The organism is Bacillus sp. A01H (assembly GCF_045277205.1).
GTDB lineage: Bacteria > Bacillota > Bacilli > Bacillales > Bacillaceae_G > Bacillus_A > Bacillus_A paranthracis.
This window is the reverse complement of sequence record NZ_CP117702.1, coordinates 3,699,512-3,717,642: the sequence shown is the minus strand read 5'-3', so window position 1 is coordinate 3,717,642 and position 18,131 is coordinate 3,699,512. Positions and strand designations below refer to the sequence as shown.

Sequence of the window (18,131 nt, the reverse complement as noted above, 5' to 3'; positions counted from 1 at the left end):
AGGATTTTGTTTAGAAGCTATGGTATAATATAAAAAACAAGACGGTTGAGCAGCCATGAGAGGGCTGCTTTCTTCTGTTTATTTAACATTTTACAAGAAGTGTAAAAATAGAAGATATAAAGACCTGAAAAAATAGAGAAAACAAACATATAAGCAGAGTTTTTTAGGAATTTTTACTTATATGTAGATCACGAGGTGAAGAAATGGCAAAACAAAAGCAAAGAGGGACGAAGGCAAAGGCAAGACGTACGATAAAGCCAACTTTGTATTATGAAATCGTCGGTTTAACTCTTTTTGCACTTTCAATCATTACGATTTTACAGCTAGGCGTTGTAGGAAAATCGTTTGTGTTATTTTTTCGCTTCTTCTTTGGTGAGTGGTACATAATTGGTGTGTTAGGTGTAATAGCTTTATCCGTTTCATTCGTTATAAAACGTGGATGGCCGAACCTTTTAAATAAACGGTTAATCGGTTTTTATTTAATAGTATTGGCGATATTAATGTTTAGTCATATTACATTATTTAACCTTCTTACGAAAGATGGAGCAGTGCAAAATACTTCTGTTATTGTAAGTACGAAAGATAATTTCTTTCTTGAAATGAAAAAAGGGCCAGATAGCGTTCATTTAGGTGGTGGCATGTTTGGTGCACTTATGTTCGCCACTTGTTACTTCTTATTTGACGAAGTAGGAGCTTATATTATTGGTATTATTTTAGTTATTCTCGGTATACTTTGTATAACAAATAAGCATATTGGAGAAGTGTTAGCTCCAGTTGGTAGAATTCTTAGAAGTCAATTTCAAGTGATGCAAGGGGACTATAAAGATTGGAGAGCCAAAAGAACGGCTGAACAAACAGAAAAGAAAAAAACAACAAGAAGCACAAGGAGCAAACGTGCTGCAGAACATGAAGAAATTATTGAGCCGATGGAAGAAATCTCAATTGATCCTCCGATTATTTCGAATTTCACTGAGAATTATCCTGTAAATGAAGAAGAGGATAAACGAATTGAAGTAGAGGAAGAAGAGTTAATCACTTCACCGTTTATTGAAGAGGCTCCACCAGTTGAAGAGCCGAAGAAAAAGCGTGGAGAAAAAATCGTTGAATCGCTAGAGGGGGAAACCCAAGCACCTCCTATGCAATTTTCAAATGTAGAAAATAAAGATTACAAGCTTCCTGCGCTTGATATATTGAAATTTCCAAAGAATAAGCAAGTTACAAATGAAAATGCGGAAATTTATGAGAATGCTCGTAAATTAGAACGTACTTTCCAAAGTTTTGGAGTGAAAGCGAAAGTAACAAAAGTACATAGAGGTCCTGCAGTTACAAAATATGAAGTGTATCCTGATATGGGAGTAAAGGTAAGCAAAATCGTCGGTTTAAGTGATGATTTAGCACTTGCGTTAGCGGCGAAAGACATTCGTATTGAAGCGCCTATTCCCGGGAAATCAGCTGTAGGAATTGAAGTTCCGAACTCAGAAGTCTCCATGGTAACGCTTAGAGAAGTTCTTGATTCTAAAGCTAACAATCATCCGGAAGAGAAGTTGTTAATAGGCCTTGGACGAGATATTACAGGTGAAGCTGTATTAGCCCGCTTAAATAAAATGCCCCATTTGCTAGTGGCGGGTGCGACAGGTAGCGGGAAAAGTGTATGTATTAACGGTATTATTGTTAGTATTTTAATGCGTGCAAAACCACATGAAGTAAAATTAATGATGATTGATCCGAAAATGGTAGAGTTAAATGTATATAACGGTGTGCCTCATTTGTTAACACCAGTTGTAACGGATCCGAAAAAGGCATCGCAAGCATTGAAAAAAGTTGTAAGTGAAATGGAGCGTCGTTATGAGTTATTTGCTCATAGTGGCACGCGAAATATTGAAGGATATAATGATTATATAAAAGAGCATAATAATCAATCAGAAGCGAAACAACCGGAATTACCTTATATTGTCGTAATTGTGGACGAGTTAGCAGATTTAATGATGGTTGCTTCGTCGGATGTAGAGGATGCGATTATGCGTCTAGCGCAAATGGCTCGTGCTGCCGGTATTCATTTAATTATTGCAACGCAACGTCCGTCAGTTGATGTCATTACGGGAGTTATTAAAGCGAATATTCCGTCACGTATTGCATTCGCTGTATCTTCTCAAACAGATTCTCGTACAATTCTTGACGGCGGTGGTGCAGAGAAACTGCTAGGTCGTGGAGATATGCTATTTATACCAATTGGTGCATCGAAGCCTGTACGTGTACAAGGTGCGTTTTTATCAGATGATGAAGTTGAGAGAGTTGTAGAATATGTTATTGGTCAGCAAAAAGCGCAATATCAAGAAGATATGATCCCGCAAGATGTTCCTGATACGAAGCAGGAAGTAGAAGATGAATTATACGATGAAGCAGTTCAGCTCGTAGTGGAAATGCAAACAGCCTCTGTTTCTATGTTGCAACGTAGGTTTAGAGTTGGTTATACCCGTGCTGCCCGTTTAATTGATGCAATGGAAATGAATGGTGTAGTAGGTCCGTATGAAGGTAGTAAACCACGAGAAGTGCTCATTAATGATGTACAAGAAAAAAGTTCATAAAAAAAGCCTAATTGTTTTTACAATTAGGCTTTTTTATATGCTGGTTTTGTTATATACTATATTCAGCGATAAAGAAAGGGCTTACATTTAAGGTGGTTCTTTAGAATACGAATACTTTGGTGTGGTTTTTTGTGAATGTTCGATATTTCATGTAGAAAAATGTTAAATTTTGTTGACACGTATGGGAGCAAGTGGTAAGATTACTTCGAAAAGAATCACTGCCTCATATAATCTTGGAGATAAGGTCCATAAGTTTCTACCTGGCAACCATGAATTGCTAGACTATGAGGGGAAAAGTGTGTAACAAAGGATGTAAGAGATCTTTGTGCCGAACTTTTTCTCGCTATGAGGAATGTTTATGGTGCAAAGTTTTTTTTATGCAGTAAAGAGTGAAAATTTTTTTTAAAAAAATTATTAATATTTATTCGACAATTATGCTTATTTTTAGTATTTAGCAATTTTTATTATGTTGTAAGTTGAAAAAAGAGAAAAGAAGTCTTACATCAGAGGTCGAATAATTGAAATGCGGGGGAGTCTTATGTCAGTAAAATCCGATAGTCGTCACCTATATTTACGGGTGATTGATCACATCAAAGAAAAGATTAAAGATGGGGCTTACAAAGAAAGACAAAAGTTGCCATCAGAGTTTGATTTAGCGAAAGAACTTGGCGTAAGTAGAGCGACTTTAAGGGAAGCGCTGCGTATTTTAGAAGAAGAAAATGTTGTCATTCGTAGACATGGTGTAGGAACATTTGTAAATGCAAAACCGCTATTTTCTTCTGGGATTGAACAACTTTCTAGTATTACAGATATGATTTCTAGTGTGGGGAAAACACCAGGAACTATCTTTTTATCATCATCTACAACAAGTTTAACAGAAGAAGAAAAAGAGAAGTTTAATAGTGAAGATGGTTTTAATGCAGTGATGATTGAGCGTGTGCGTACAGCAGATGGGGAACCTGTTGTATATTGTATCGATAAACTTGCAAAAGAAATCTTGCCAGATTTATCGGGATACAACGAAGAATCATTGCTTACAGTGATACATAACAATACGCACAAACGTATCACATACGCAGTTGCTCATATTGAGCCAATTGGCTATCATCCGAAAATCTCACCGATTTTGGAATGTGAACCGGAAACGGCACTGCTAGTATTAAAACAAATGCACTATGATCAAAATGATGAGCCAATCTTATATTCTATCAATTACTTTAGAGCTGATAAGTTTAGCTTCCACGTATTAAGAAAACGTATGTAGGTAGGTTCCTTTTTAGGGAGGTGACAGCAAGAAGTTAGGGACAGCAGCGTATAAAAAATAGACAAATCATTTCAGGAGGGGTTTCTAGTATGAAGAAAAAAACAGGTCTTTTATTATCATTAACATTAGCAGCAAGTGCGGTGTTAGGTGCATGTGGTAACTCGGATAAAGCGAGTAGCGACAAAAAAGAGTTTAAAGTTGGTATGGTTACGGATGTTGGGGGCGTTGATGACAAATCATTTAACCAATCAGCTTGGGAAGGTTTAACGAAATTCGGTAAAGACAATAATTTAAAGAAAAATGAAGGATATCGTTATCTTCAATCAAGTAAAGATGCTGATTATATCCCGAACTTAACGAAGTTTGCGAAAGATCATTATAACACAACATTTGGTATTGGTTACTTAATGGAAAAATCAATTGCAAAGGTAGCTGAACAATATCCAAAAGAGCAATTTGCGATTGTAGATACAGTTGTAGAGAAGCCAAACGTAACAAGTATTACATTTAAAGACCATGAAGGTTCATTCCTAGTTGGTGCTGTAGCAGCGATGACGACAAAATCAAATAAAGTTGGGTTTGTTGGTGGTGTAAAAAGCCCATTAATTACAAAATTTGAATCAGGCTTTAAAGCTGGTGCAAAAGCAGTAAATCCAAATATCGAAATCGTATCACAATATGCTGATGCATTTGATAAACCAGAAAAAGGCTCTGTATTAGCTTCAGCAATGTACGGTGGTGGAGTTGACGTAATTTATCATGCTTCAGGTGCAACTGGTAACGGTGTATTCACAGAAGCGAAAAACCGTAAGAAAAAAGGTGAAAACGTTTGGGTAATCGGTGTTGACCGTGACCAAAATCAAGAAGGTATGCCTGAAAACGTAACTTTAACATCAATGGTAAAACGTGTTGATATTGCAGTAGCAAAAGTAGCACAAGAAGCGAAAGACGGTAAATTAAAAGGCGGTAAAGTAGAAGAATTCGGATTAAAAGATGACGGTGTTGGTATTGCGAAAACTACTGACAATGTGAAAAAAGTAAATCCAGAAATCTTAACAAAAGTAGAAGAGCTTGAGAAGAAAATCACTGACGGTGAAATTAAAGTCCCTGCAACTGATGAAGAATATAAAACATATGAAGCTTCTCTAAAGAAATAATAATAGAGAAATAGCAAAGGTTAGTTCGTAGAACTAACCTTTGCATATATAAAAATACTTTTAATAGAGTGTAATTAGGGAGTGTTCCCTGCTAAAAGGAGGAACAAAATGGAATACGTAATTGAGATGAACAATATTACAAAAGTATTCCCAGGCATTGTAGCGAATGACGATATTACGCTGCAAGTAAAACAGGGAGAAATACATGCTTTACTTGGAGAAAATGGTGCAGGGAAATCCACATTGATGAATGTACTATTTGGTTTGTACCAACCAGAACAAGGTGAAATTAAAATTAAAGGAAAACCTGTAAAAATTACAAATCCGAATATAGCAAATGACCTTGGTATTGGGATGGTCCATCAGCATTTTATGCTTGTTCATAATTTTACAGTTACAGAGAATATTATTCTTGGAAATGAGCCGAAGAAAAACGGGAAAATTGCTGTTGAAGAAGCGGCAAAAGAAATTAAGCAATTATCTGAACAGTATGGTTTGGCTGTTGATCCACATGCGAAAATTGAAGATATTTCTGTTGGGATGCAGCAAAGGGTTGAAATATTAAAGACTCTTTATCGTGGTGCAGAGATTTTAATATTTGATGAACCAACTGCGGTGTTAACTCCTCAAGAAATTCATGAGTTGATTCAAATTATGAAAAAGCTTGTGCAAGAGGGGAAATCTATCATTCTTATTACACATAAGTTAAAAGAAATTATGGAAGTTTGCGATCGTTGTACAATTATTCGTAAAGGTAAGGGGATTGGTACTGTTGATGTAGCGGAAACGGATGAGCATAAACTTGCAGAGTTAATGGTCGGACGTCAAGTGAATTTTAAAACAGAAAAAATAGAAGCTAAACCAATGGAAGAAGTACTATCTATTGCAAACCTAATTGTTCATGATACGCGCAAGTTACCTGCTGTAAAAGGCCTTGACTTAACTGTTCGTGCAGGAGAAATCGTTGGGATTGCAGGGATTGATGGAAATGGTCAAAGTGAATTAATAGAGGCGATTACTGGTTTACGAAAAGTTGAGTCAGGTTCTATTGCAATTAAAGGAAAAGAAATAACGAATTGGCCTGTTCGAAGAATAACAGAAGAGGGGATTGGTCATATTCCTGAAGACCGTCATAAACACGGGCTTGTTCTCGATTTTTCTGTTCGGGACAATATTGTTTTACAAACATACTATAAAAATCCATTTTCAAAGAAAGGGATTTTAAACTTTAGTAAAATTACAGAAAAAGCGAAAGCACTTATTGAACAGTTTGATGTACGTACACCTAGTGAACAAACGTTAGCTCGCGCTCTATCTGGTGGAAACCAACAAAAGGCAATTATTGCACGTGAGGTAGATCGTAATCCAGATTTACTAATTGCAGCACAGCCGACACGTGGTTTAGATGTAGGTGCGATTGAATTTATTCATAAAAAATTAATTGAGCAGAGAGATAATGGTAAGGCAGTATTGCTTTTATCTTTAGAACTGGATGAAATTTTAAATGTAAGCGATCGAGTGGCTGTTATATATGAAGGGAAAATTGTAGCAATTGTGGATGCGAAAGAAACAAATGAACAACAGCTTGGATTATTAATGGCCGGCGGGACAGGGAAAGAGAAGGTGAACACAAATGGCTAAAAAATTTTTAACAGAACGAACAATTAATATTTTAGTACCTGTGTTATCCGTAGTTTTCGGTTTACTTGTTGGTGCCATTGTAATGTTAGTTAGTGGATATGATCCAATTGTTGGATATGCCGCGCTTTGGGAAGGGATGGTTGGCAATCCACAAGCTATCGGTGAGACGTTGCGTACGATGATTCCGCTTGTATTAGCTGGTCTTTCAGTAGCATTTGCATTTCGTACAGGTCTTTTCAATATTGGGGTGGAAGGACAGTTATTAGTTGGGTGGCTCGCTGCTGTTTGGTTTGGATATGCAGTGTCGTTACCAGCAATTTTGCATATTCCGTTATCTATTTTAGTGGCGGCAATTGTCGGCGGTTTATGGGGCTTTATACCTGGATATTTAAAAGGGAAACTTAAAGTAAATGAAGTAATTGTTACAATTATGATGAACTACATTGCACTTTATGTTACGTATGATCTTATTAAACGTTTTATCCACGAAGGTAATGAAAAATCTTATGACGTACAAGCAAGTGCTTCGTTAGCTTCTGATTGGTTATCTTCATTGACAGATGGATCTCGTTTACACTGGGGAATTGTTGTGGCTATTATCATTGCGATTGTAATGTGGTTCTTATTAGATAGAACAACGTTAGGGTATGAATTAAAATCGGTTGGTTTTAACCAAAATGCCTCTCAATACGCAGGAATGAAAGTATCGCGTAATGTTGTATTATCAATGACAATTGCTGGTGCTTTTGCAGGAATTGGTGGAGCTATGGAAGGATTAGGGACATTCCAAAGTATGACAGCAATGTCTTCGTTTACTGGTATTGGATTTGATGGGATTGCGGTAGCACTTTTAGGCGGAAATAATCCATTTGGTATACTATTAGCAGCTTTACTGTTTGGTGGTTTGAAAAGTGCAGCACCACAAATGAATTTCGAAGCAGATGTACCTTCGGAGTTAATTAACGTTATTATTGCATGTATTATTTTCTTTGTAGCGTGCAGTTATGTTTTACGCTGGGCACTTACACGCATGAGCAAGGAGGGGAAATAAATGAGTTTTTTAGATATTTTAGCCATTCTTGTGACGGGTACGTTATATACGGCAGCGCCACTTATTTTTACGGCGTTAGGTGGAGTGTTCAGTGAACGTTCTGGAGTTGTAAATATAGCGTTAGAAGGTTTAATGTTATTTGGTGCATTTATTGGTATTGTTACAACGTTATTAATGGGTGATACGTGGGGATCGATGACTCCTTGGATTGCATTATTATTTGCAGCAATTGGTAGTGGATTGTTTGCACTTCTTCACGCAGTAGCATCCATTACATTCCGTGCAGATCAAGTAGTGAGCGGAGTAGCAATTAACTTCTTAGCACTTGGTTTAACAGTATTTGCGATTAAGAAAATCTTTGGCAAAGGACAAACTGATTTCATTCAATACCGCATTGAAAAAATCGATGTTCCGGGTCTTTCGGATATTCCGGTAATCGGAAAAATCTTTTTCTCTAATGTACCGTTAACATCATATATTGCTATTATTTTAGCGTTTGTCGTTTGGTATATCATTTATAAAACGCCGTTCGGTCTTCGTCTTCGTGCGGTTGGTGAGCATCCAATGGCAGCGGATACGATGGGGATTAACGTATATAAAATGCGTTATATTGCAGTTGCTATATCTGGAATGTTTGCAGGAGTTGGTGGAGCGGTCTTCGCTATGTCGATTTCTGGTAACTTCTCAGGTGCTACAATTACTGGACAAGGTTTCTTGGCGTTAGCAGCAATGATTTTCGGTAAATGGAATCCACTCGGTGCTCTTGGAGCGGCTCTGTTCTTCGGATTTGCTCAATCATTAGGAATAACAGGCGGTACAATTCCAGTACTAAAAGAAATTCCAAGTGTATTCTTAACGATATTGCCGTATGTATTCACAATATTAGCGCTTGTTGGTTTTGTAGGTCGTTCTGAAGCTCCAAAAGCATTAGGAACTCCTTATGAAAAAGGAAAACGATAAGTATAAAAAAAGCTCGCACATTAGTGCGGGCTTTTTTACATAGACTATATTTAATACGGAATTTTACTATGTTCCTTACATATTACAGTTTTTAGAAAGGGCCTAATGTAAGTATAGTGAGGAAGAAAAGTTGATTTTTCATTTCTAAAAACTGTATATTGAAGAGGAATATTCCTATATACGTAAAGGAGGGCTATAAATGAAACTGATGGAACAACAGTTACATGAGTTAGGTGGTTTACGAGTACATATTATTCCAACTGATAAATATAAAACAAATACATTTGTATTTCGTTTGAAAGCACCTTTAAATGAGGAGACGGTGACAGAACGTGCCCTATTGCCATACGTATTGCAAAGTGCGACAGAAAAGCTTCCTTCTGTAATTCGTCTTCGTCAATATTTAGAAGAATTATACGGATCTTCTTTGGCAGTAGATGTAAGTAAAAAAGGAGAAGATCATATCATCTCTATTTATGTAGACATTGCAAATGAAGTATATTTACATGATGCACCACCGTTATTTGAAAAAGCGCTTTCTATGTTATCGGATATCGTTTTACATCCAGCGAAAGAGGGGAATGGTTTTCTGCCTTCTATTGTAGAAAGTGAAAAGAGAGCGCTCTTACAACGAATTGAAGCGACGTATGATGATAAAATGCGTTATGCAAACGAGCGTTTAATTGAAGAAATGTGCAAAGTAGAACCGTATCGTTTAAGCGCAAATGGGAAAAAAGAGAGTGTTTCTTCTATTACAAATGAAAGTTTGTATCAATATTATCAAAAAGTGTTAGCGGAAGATGAAATGGACCTATACATTATTGGTGATATTTCAGAAAACGCAGTTGATCTTGTAAGTAAGTATTTTTCTATTTCAGCACGTCCTGTGAGGGAAAGAAATGTACTTCTTCATAAGAGAAATAATGAAGAAAAAGAAGTTGTGGAAAAACAAGAATTAAAACAAAGTAAATTACACATCGGATATCGTACATTTATTACGTATAAAGACGAAGATTATTTTGCGCTGCAATTGTTTAATGGATTGTTTGGAGGATTTTCTCATTCGAAGTTATTCGTTAATGTTCGTGAAAAAAATAGTTTAGCGTACTATGCAGCATCTCGCTTTGAAAGTCATAAAGGTTTATTATTTGTCATGTCAGGAATCGAAGCGAAAAATTATGAAAAAGCGGTTGAGATTATTAAAGAGCAAATGCTTGCAATGCAAAATGGTGATTTTTCTGAAGAAGAGATGCATCAAACGAAAAGTGTTATTCGAAATCAAATATTAGAAGCAATTGATACACCGCGTGGATTTGTGGAAATGCTGTATCATGGTATTATTTCAGATCGTACGCGTCCGGTTGAAGAATGGCTTACAGGTATTGAAAGTGTGACGAAAGAAGAGATTGTGAAAGTTGCTAAAAATATTGAATTAGATACAATTTACTTTTTACACGGAACGGAGGGAGAATAAATGGAGAAAATTGTTTATGAGCAATTAAAAGAGACACTCTATTATGAAAAACTTCCTAATGGATTAGATGTATATATTTTACCGAAGCAAGGATTTAATAAAACATTTGCAACGTTTACGACAAAATATGGTTCTGTGGATAATACATTCGTACCACTAGGTAAAGAAGAAATGATTCGTGTGCCGGATGGGATTGCTCATTTTCTTGAGCATAAACTATTTGAAAAAGAAGATCATGATGCGTTCCAATTGTTTAGTAAACAAGGGGCATCGGCAAATGCTTTCACATCTTTCACAAGAACAGCTTACCTTTTTTCGTGTACATCAAATGTAGAACAAAATTTAAATACATTGTTAAATTTCGTACAAGAGCCTTACTTCTCTGAAAAAACAGTTGAAAAAGAGAAGGGTATTATTGGGCAAGAAATTCAAATGTATCAAGATAATCCAGATTGGCGCTTATACTTTGGATTAATTGATAGCTTGTTTGTAAAGCACCCGATTAAAATTGATATTGCAGGTACAATCGAGTCTATTAGTAAAATTACGAAAGACCTACTATATGAATGTTATGAAACATTTTATCATCCAAGTAATATGTTGATGTTTGTTGTAGGTGCAATTGATCCAGAGAAAACGATGGATTTGATACGTGAAAATCAAGCAAAAAAAGATTACAAAAACCAACCAGAAATAGTACGTTCATTTGAAGAAGAACCAGATGCGGTAAATGAAAAGAAGAAAATTATTTCAATGCCTGTACAAACTCCGAAATGTTTAGTTGGTATTAAAGCGACAAACTTAAAAGAAAAAGGGGAAGCCCTTTTAAAACAAGAAATTGCGCTTACGTTACTTCTAGATTATTTATTTGGAAAAAGCTCCGTTCATTACGAATCTTTATATAACGAAGGACTCATTGATGATTCGTTCTCATATGATTATACGGAAGAGAATAACTTCGGTTTTGCAATGGTTGGCGGCGATACGAAGCAACCTGATGAGCTGGAAGAGCGTTTGAAAGGTATTTTATTAAATACAAATTATGATCAATTAGATGAGGCGGCATTAGAACGAGTAAAGAAAAAGAAAATAGGCGGCTTTTTACGTTCCTTGAATTCACCGGAATATATTGCAAATCAATTTACACGATATGCGTTTAATGAGTCGAGTCTGTTTGATGCATTGACTGTATTAGAAAGTTTAACTGTTCAAGATTTACAAGAAGTAGCCAAATTACTATTATCAGAAGAAAAAATGAGTGTTTGCCAGGTTTTACCGAAAAAATAAAAGATTTTATAATAATACCTTCATCTTATCATTGATAAATTGTAAGATGAGGGTATTATTTATTTGTAGAAAAAAGATTTTGTTGAGATAAGAGAGGAATTGTATGAAAAAGTATGCATTAGTAACTGGAGGGAGCGGAGGGATTGGCTCTGCTATTTCGAAACAATTAATTCAAGATGGATATACAGTATATGTTCATTATAATAACAGTGAAGAGAAAGTGAATGAGTTGCAGAAAGAATGGGGTGAAGTAATTCCTGTTCAAGCAAATTTAGCTTCTACTGATGGAGCAGAGCAATTGTGGAAACAAATTGAACATCCTCTTGATGTTATCGTATATGCAGCTGGGAAGAGTATTTTTGGACTCGTAACAGATGTAACGAACGATGAATTGAATGATATGGTAGAACTTCAAGTGAAGAGTATCTATAAATTATTATCGATGGCATTGCCATCTATGATTCAACGCAGAAGCGGTAATATTGTACTTGTTTCGTCTATATGGGGACAAATTGGCGCGTCATGTGAAGTTCTTTACTCGATGGTAAAAGGTGCGCAAAATTCATATGTGAAAGCTTTAGCAAAAGAGGTTTCATTAAGTGGAATAAGAGTGAACGCGGTGGCGCCAGGTGCAATTGAAACGGAAATGTTAAACGTATTTTCAGAAGAGGATAAGAATGAAATTGCGGAAGAGATTCCGTTAGGACGATTAGGATTACCGGAAGAAGTAGCAAAAACTGTGTCATTTCTCGTATCACCAGGTGCATCTTATATAACTGGACAAATTATTGGAGTAAATGGCGGGTGGCATTGCTAAAAATTTCTTACATAAAAAATGAAAAACTGTACAAATTAAGCATGATTCTATTACTAAGTAGTGAGGTGCTTACACATGTCAGTTTTAGATAACTTTGATCAATGGAAGAGCTTTTTAGGAGAACGTTTAGAACAAGCGCAAGGAAAAGGTCTTGATGGTGGTGCTGTATCAGATATGGCATTTCGTGTTGGTGATTATTTAGCAAATGAAGTAGAAGCACGCAACGATCAAGAGAAATTATTAGCTGAACTTTGGAAAGTTGCTGACGAACAAGAGCAACATACAATCGCAAACTTAATGGTAAAGTTTGTACAACATAAGTAAAAAATAGAGAGGGGATTCTCCTCTCTATTTTTTTTGTATAATAATTGAAAGGGATAGATTATACATTTAGCTTCCCTATTAAGGTGAAATCATATAATATAGTACGTAGGTGTAAAGTAAGCAAGGGGAGTGATCTTGGATGATTGAATGGTATTTTGAATATGAAATACATAAAAACCGACCTGGCTTGCTTGGTGACGTTTCTTCGTTAATCGGTATGCTCGGCATTAATATTGTCACAATTAATGGTGTAGATAATGCAAGGCGTGGATTACTCCTTATGTGTGATAATCAAGAGCAAATCTCTAGACTAGAATCAATTTTAAATACGATGGATAACATAACGGTAACGAAATATCGTCCGCCAAAGCTAAGAGATAAGCTAGCGGTTAGACATGGTAGGTACATACAACGAGATGCAGATGATAAGAAGACATTTCGGTTTGTGCGTGATGAATTAGGGTTACTTGTAGACTTTATGGCTGAAATAATGAAAAAAGAAGGCCATAAGCTAATTGGTATACGAGGAATGCCTCGTGTTGGGAAAACAGAATCCATTGTTGCCGCAAGTGTTTGTGCAAATAAAAGATGGTTATTTGTATCGTCTACTCTTATTAAGCAAACTGTTCGTAGTCAATTGATTGAAGATGAGTATAGCGACGACAATATTTTCATCTTAGATGGAATCGTGTCAACAAAGCGTGCTAACGAAAGGCATTGGCAGCTTGTTCGTGAAATTATGAGATTGCCTGCAACGAAAGTTGTGGAACATCCTGACGTATTTGTGAGTCAGTCAGAATACACATTGGATGATTTTGATTATATTATCGAGTTGCGTAACGATTATGATGAAGAAATTCAATATAATTTAGTAGATGAAATTGAGCAAGGTACGCAAAATAATTTCTCTATGTTTGACTTTTAAAGAAATATTGAGGTGTTAGTAGTGACAGAATTAGGACAAAAGCTGAAAGAAGCAAGAGGAACGAAAGGCTTGTCTATTGATCAGCTGCATGAGATTACAAAAATTCAAAAACGCCATTTAGTAGCAATTGAGGAAGGCAATTATGATGTATTGCCAGGAGCTTTTTATGCGCGTGCATTCATTAAACAATACGCAGATGCGGTTGGATTAAATGGAGAGGAACTGCTTGTAGAATATCAGAGTACGATACCACAATCTGAAAAACGCGACGTTCCACAAGTGTCAACCGGACAAAAAACACAAGAAACAATGCAGAAATCTTCATCATGGCCAATTGCAGATCATATGCCGAAAATCTTAGTTGCGCTGCTAGTAATTGCAGTTGGAGTGGTAATTTGGTTTATTTTCCAAGCGTTAACTGGAAAAGGTGATGAGAAGGTTCCGAATGCTCAAAGTGAGAAAATTGAAGTTAAAAAAGCGGAAAACTCTCCGTTAGATACGAAGAAAGATGAAGTGAAAGCGGAAGAGCCAAAAAAAGAGGAACCAAAGAAAGAAGAACCGAAGAAAGAGGAACAACCAGCACAGCCAACTGGACAACAAGAAGTAAAAGTGGTTGGGACAACTGGTAAAGTATCTACTTTGGAAATTCATAATAATAAAACATTAGAACTGGAAATATCGGGTAAAGGTGCGAGTTATGTAGATGTTAAAGATGATGCGGGTAACGAAATTTTAAACACTACAGTACAAAATGGTCAAACAGAAAAACGAGATTTATCAACAGCAAAAGAAGTGCGACTTAATATTGGAAATGCAACGAATGTTGAAGTTAAACTGAATGGCCAAGTGGTCGCTTACCCATTGGATCCAGAAAAAGAACTTCACCAAAGATTGGTGATAAAAAACCAAGGGGTAGAGCAACCTGCACAATAACAGTCATCGCTTCGATGACTTTTTTCAATGAACAAATGTTTTTGATATGATGGAGGAATAGCTGTGAATTTACCAAATAAAATTACAATATCTAGAATCTGCTTAATTCCAATTTTTATGGTAATTATGTTAGCACCCTTTGATTGGGGTTCATACACAATTGGTGATGTTGATTTACCAATTCAACATTTAGTAGGAGCGCTTATCTTTATTGTTGCTTCGGCTACAGATTGGATTGATGGACACTACGCAAGAAAGTATAATCTTGTAACGAATTTAGGGAAGTTCCTTGACCCGTTAGCGGATAAATTACTTGTTTCAGCGGCACTTATCACGTTAGTTGAGATGCAATATGTACCTGCTTGGATCGTTATTGTTATTATAAGCCGTGAGTTTGCGGTAACTGGTTTACGTCTTGTACTTGCTGGAACAGGGGAAGTAGTTGCGGCAAATCAGCTAGGGAAAATTAAGACATGGACACAAATTATCGCGATTGCGGCATACTTATTACACGATGTACCTTTAAATTTAATCCATATTCCAGTTGCTGATATCTTTATATGGATTGCATTAATTTTTACTGTTATTTCAGGATGGGATTATTTCTGGAAAAATAGAGCTGCTTTTGTAAACTCAAAATAGAAGTTTATGGGGGAATTGGGATGAATGCTGAAATTATTGCGGTTGGAACGGAATTATTACTTGGACAAATTGCAAATACGAACGCCCAGTTTTTATCTGAAAAGTTAGCTTCAATTGGCATTAATGTGTACTACCATACTGTAGTTGGAGATAATAACAAACGATTACAGCAGGCGATTGAAGTTGCAGAAGAACGTGCGGACATGCTTATTTTTACAGGTGGATTAGGACCGACAAAAGATGATTTGACGAAGGAAACAATTGCGTCTAGCTTAGCGGAAGAGCTTGTATATGATGAAAAGGCATTGGCATCAATAAGCGATTACTTTAAGCGAACAGGTCGAGAGTTCACGGAGAATAATAAAAAGCAGGCGCTCGTTTTGGATGGAGCGACTGTATTTGCAAATGATCACGGTATGGCACCTGGTATGGGATTAAATAAGAACGGAAAAGTTTATATTTTATTACCAGGACCACCGAAAGAAATGAAGCCGATGTATGTAAGTTATGTGGAGCCTTTTTTACGTAACTTTACAACAGGAGAAAACATTTATTCTCGCGTGCTTCGCTTTTTCGGAATTGGGGAATCTCAATTAGAGGTGAAAGTTCAAGATTTAATTGATGGACAAACGAATCCGACAATCGCCCCGCTTGCCAATGATGGAGAAGTGACATTACGTTTAACGGCTAAACATCAAAATGCTCATGAAGCGGAGAAACTCATTCAGCATGTGGAAGATTTGATTTTAGAAAGAGTTGGAGAATTTTTCTACGGGTATGACCAAGAGTTTCTACATTATAAGGCGATAGAGTTATTGAAGAAAAAAGGATTAACTTTAGCGTGTGCGGAAAGTTTAACAGGTGGTCTCTTTGGTAATCAAGTAACAGAAAACGCTGGTGTGTCTTCCGTATTTAAAGGCGGTGTCATTTGTTACCATAATGATGTGAAGCAACATGTATTACATGTACCTGAGGAAGTCTTGTCTACTGACGGTGCAGTTAGTAAAGAATGTGCTCGTTATCTTGCTGAAAATGTTAGAGAATTATTAAAAGCGGATATCGGAATTAGTTTCACTGGGGTAGCAGGACCAGATGCTTCAGAACATAAAGAGCCGGGAACTGTATTTGTTGGATTGGCGATTAAAGATGAACCAACTGTAGTCTTTCCTCTAAATTTAAGCGGAAGTCGTCAACAAATTAGGGAACGCTCAGCAAAATATGGATTTTATCATTTGTATAAAAAGCTAGAAGAGATATAAGTCTCTTTTAGCTTTTTTTAATGGTTAAATGTGGTTATATTTAATGAAAAATAAAAAAATCGAATAAATGTTCGATTTTTTGTTGGCAAATTGAATTGAAAATAGGTATAATAAGATTAGCAATTCAGTTAAGGAGGAATTTTGAATGAGTGATCGTCAAGCGGCATTAGATATGGCGTTAAAACAAATAGAGAAGCAATTCGGTAAAGGTTCAATTATGAAATTAGGAGAACAAGCGGAGCGTAGAGTTTCTACAGTTTCTAGTGGTTCTTTAGCACTTGATGTGGCATTAGGGGTAGGCGGATACCCACGTGGCCGTATTATCGAGATTTATGGACCTGAGAGTTCAGGTAAAACAACAGTTTCATTACATGCAATTGCAGAGGTACAGCGTCAAGGTGGACAAGCAGCATTCATCGATGCGGAGCATGCAATGGATCCTGTATATGCACAAAAATTAGGTGTTAATATCGATGAATTACTATTATCACAACCTGATACAGGGGAGCAAGGTTTAGAAATCGCAGAAGCACTTGTACGAAGTGGTGCGGTTGATATTATCGTAATTGACTCTGTAGCAGCTCTTGTACCAAAAGCTGAGATTGAAGGAGACATGGGTGACTCACACGTAGGTTTACAAGCTCGTCTAATGTCTCAAGCACTTCGTAAACTTTCAGGTGCAATCAATAAATCAAAAACAATCGCAATCTTTATTAACCAAATTCGTGAAAAAGTTGGGGTTATGTTCGGAAATCAACTACAAGTTGCTTAATCGTAAAGATTAAGGAGTTTACCATGGGTTTCCCTTGCTAGTGATAGCATGTTAAAAACCTTGTGAACCTTATTGCCTAAGGGTGTAACTATCCATATAGTTGCTAACGGTGAAGCCCACCATTATTTAGGGTAATACCGTGCCAAGCTCCATAGTGATATGGGGAAGGTGTAGAGACTACCGAAAAGAACTTTTAGTTAACTGAGTAGGGTACGGCAGATGATAGGCTACTGCTGGAAGTGCAAGGCTCTCTGTAAAGAGATGAAGAGATAGTCCGGACTATAGAGATGGAAAATCTATAGATAGTGCCAGAAACAACTCCAGGTGGTCGTGCGTTAAAATTCTATTCAACTGTTCGTCTTGAAGTACGTCGTGCGGAGCAATTAAAACAAGGTAACGACATTGTTGGTAATAAAACAAAAGTAAAAGTAGTTAAAAATAAAGTGGCACCACCATTCCGTGTTGCGGAAGTTGATATTATGTACGGAGAAGGTATTTCAAGAGAAGGTGAAATCTTAGATATGGCTTCTGAACTTGATATCGTTCAAAAGAGCGGTGCTTGGTACTCTTATAATGAAGAACGCTTAGGGCAAGGTCGTGAAAATTCGAAGCAGTTCTTAAAAGAAAATACGGATTTAAGAGAAGAAATTGCCTTCTTTATTCGTGAGCATCACGGAATTAGCGAAGATTCAGGTGCTGAAGATATGGAAGATCCAAGTCTTCTTGATTAAAGTGGGATAAAAGACACGGCTTCGTGTCTTTTATTTTTGTATCATTATGAAAGCGTTGTATATCGTCGGAGATAAAATATTTAATCCATCTAAAACAGTATGTGTACAGAGGGATATATGCGTGTTTTACATGAATAAACTGGAATTTACTAAGGTTTTCCAGGATAATATGCTCTCTGCTTTTTAAATTCCTATATAAATTAGAGCTGAAGGTAAAGAAAGTAAAAGTAGACAACGCTTGACAATGAAAATTGCGATAGATACAATGAGAATGTATATTTTTTCTTATATACGAAACACTCTTCTCAA

Annotated in this window: 14 protein-coding genes, 2 pseudogenes and 1 riboswitch; all 16 genes and pseudogenes read left to right on the top strand. The window is 36.4% G+C overall.

Translation table 11 applies throughout. The annotated features are described in order from the left end of the window. Positions 1 to 203: 203 nt before the first annotated feature. The gene (locus PSR14_RS19540; protein ID WP_001118775.1) at positions 204 to 2,585 is read left to right on the top strand and encodes a DNA translocase FtsK; all 2,382 of its coding nucleotides are present in this window, start codon (positions 204 to 206) and stop codon (positions 2,583 to 2,585) included. 203 nt (positions 2,586 to 2,788) lie between these two features. Beyond that, positions 2,789 to 2,890, top strand: a riboswitch (purine riboswitch). Between the two features lie 233 nt (positions 2,891 to 3,123). Continuing rightward, the gene (locus PSR14_RS19535) at positions 3,124 to 3,849 is read left to right on the top strand and encodes a GntR family transcriptional regulator (protein ID WP_000114176.1); all 726 of its coding nucleotides are present in this window, start codon (positions 3,124 to 3,126) and stop codon (positions 3,847 to 3,849) included. Positions 3,850 to 3,938: 89 nt separating this feature from the next. Further along, positions 3,939 to 5,006 carry a BMP family protein gene (locus PSR14_RS19530; protein ID WP_000730594.1) on the top strand — a complete coding sequence of 356 codons (1,068 nt, stop codon included), beginning with the start codon at positions 3,939 to 3,941 and terminating at the stop codon, positions 5,004 to 5,006. Positions 5,007 to 5,114: 108 nt separating this feature from the next. Beyond that, on the top strand, positions 5,115 to 6,647 hold the full coding sequence (locus PSR14_RS19525; protein WP_000456919.1) for an ABC transporter ATP-binding protein: 1,533 nt from the start codon (positions 5,115 to 5,117) through the stop codon (positions 6,645 to 6,647). After that, on the top strand, positions 6,640 to 7,698 hold the full coding sequence (locus PSR14_RS19520; RefSeq protein ID WP_001074499.1) for an ABC transporter permease: 1,059 nt from the start codon (positions 6,640 to 6,642) through the stop codon (positions 7,696 to 7,698). Before PSR14_RS19525 ends, PSR14_RS19520 begins: the two co-directional genes overlap by 8 nt. Further along, complete coding sequence (locus PSR14_RS19515) at positions 7,699 to 8,658, top strand: ABC transporter permease (protein WP_000008842.1); 960 nt, start codon at positions 7,699 to 7,701, stop codon at positions 8,656 to 8,658. It begins immediately after the preceding gene. 199 nt (positions 8,659 to 8,857) lie between these two features. After that, the gene (gene yfmF, locus PSR14_RS19510; RefSeq protein WP_000772430.1) at positions 8,858 to 10,132 is read left to right on the top strand and encodes an EF-P 5-aminopentanol modification-associated protein YfmF; all 1,275 of its coding nucleotides are present in this window, start codon (positions 8,858 to 8,860) and stop codon (positions 10,130 to 10,132) included. Further along, the gene (gene yfmH / locus PSR14_RS19505; protein WP_000411945.1) at positions 10,133 to 11,419 is read left to right on the top strand and encodes an EF-P 5-aminopentanol modification-associated protein YfmH; all 1,287 of its coding nucleotides are present in this window, start codon (positions 10,133 to 10,135) and stop codon (positions 11,417 to 11,419) included. Between the two features lie 103 nt (positions 11,420 to 11,522). Then, on the top strand, positions 11,523 to 12,236 hold the full coding sequence (ymfI, locus tag PSR14_RS19500) for an elongation factor P 5-aminopentanone reductase (RefSeq protein WP_000759622.1): 714 nt from the start codon (positions 11,523 to 11,525) through the stop codon (positions 12,234 to 12,236). Positions 12,237 to 12,311: 75 nt separating this feature from the next. Next, positions 12,312 to 12,560 (top strand): DUF3243 domain-containing protein, encoded by a 249-nt coding sequence (locus PSR14_RS19495; RefSeq protein WP_000114454.1) that lies wholly within the window; start codon positions 12,312 to 12,314, stop codon positions 12,558 to 12,560. Positions 12,561 to 12,699: 139 nt separating this feature from the next. Beyond that, positions 12,700 to 13,485 (top strand): DUF3388 domain-containing protein, encoded by a 786-nt coding sequence (locus tag PSR14_RS19490; protein ID WP_000574107.1) that lies wholly within the window; start codon positions 12,700 to 12,702, stop codon positions 13,483 to 13,485. 21 nt (positions 13,486 to 13,506) lie between these two features. Further along, positions 13,507 to 14,418: a helix-turn-helix domain-containing protein gene (locus PSR14_RS19485; protein ID WP_098486976.1), complete on the top strand. Its 912-nt coding sequence runs from the start codon at positions 13,507 to 13,509 to the stop codon at positions 14,416 to 14,418. A gap of 63 nt (positions 14,419 to 14,481) precedes the next feature. Then, entirely contained in the window at positions 14,482 to 15,060 is a 579-nt protein-coding gene (gene pgsA, locus PSR14_RS19480; RefSeq protein WP_001052965.1) for a CDP-diacylglycerol--glycerol-3-phosphate 3-phosphatidyltransferase, read from the top strand. A 20-nt stretch (positions 15,061 to 15,080) separates the two neighbouring features. Then, positions 15,081 to 16,319, top strand: a complete 1,239-nt coding sequence (gene cinA, locus PSR14_RS19475; RefSeq protein WP_061131608.1) for a competence/damage-inducible protein CinA — start codon at positions 15,081 to 15,083, stop codon at positions 16,317 to 16,319. 145 nt (positions 16,320 to 16,464) lie between these two features. Then, a pseudogene (gene recA, locus PSR14_RS19470) lies at positions 16,465 to 17,073 on the top strand (recombinase RecA); the annotation flags it as partial. Between the two features lie 326 nt (positions 17,074 to 17,399). Further along, positions 17,400 to 17,822 (top strand): annotated as a pseudogene (locus PSR14_RS19465) (recombinase RecA); the annotation flags it as partial. Positions 17,823 to 18,131: the final 309 nt, after the last annotated feature.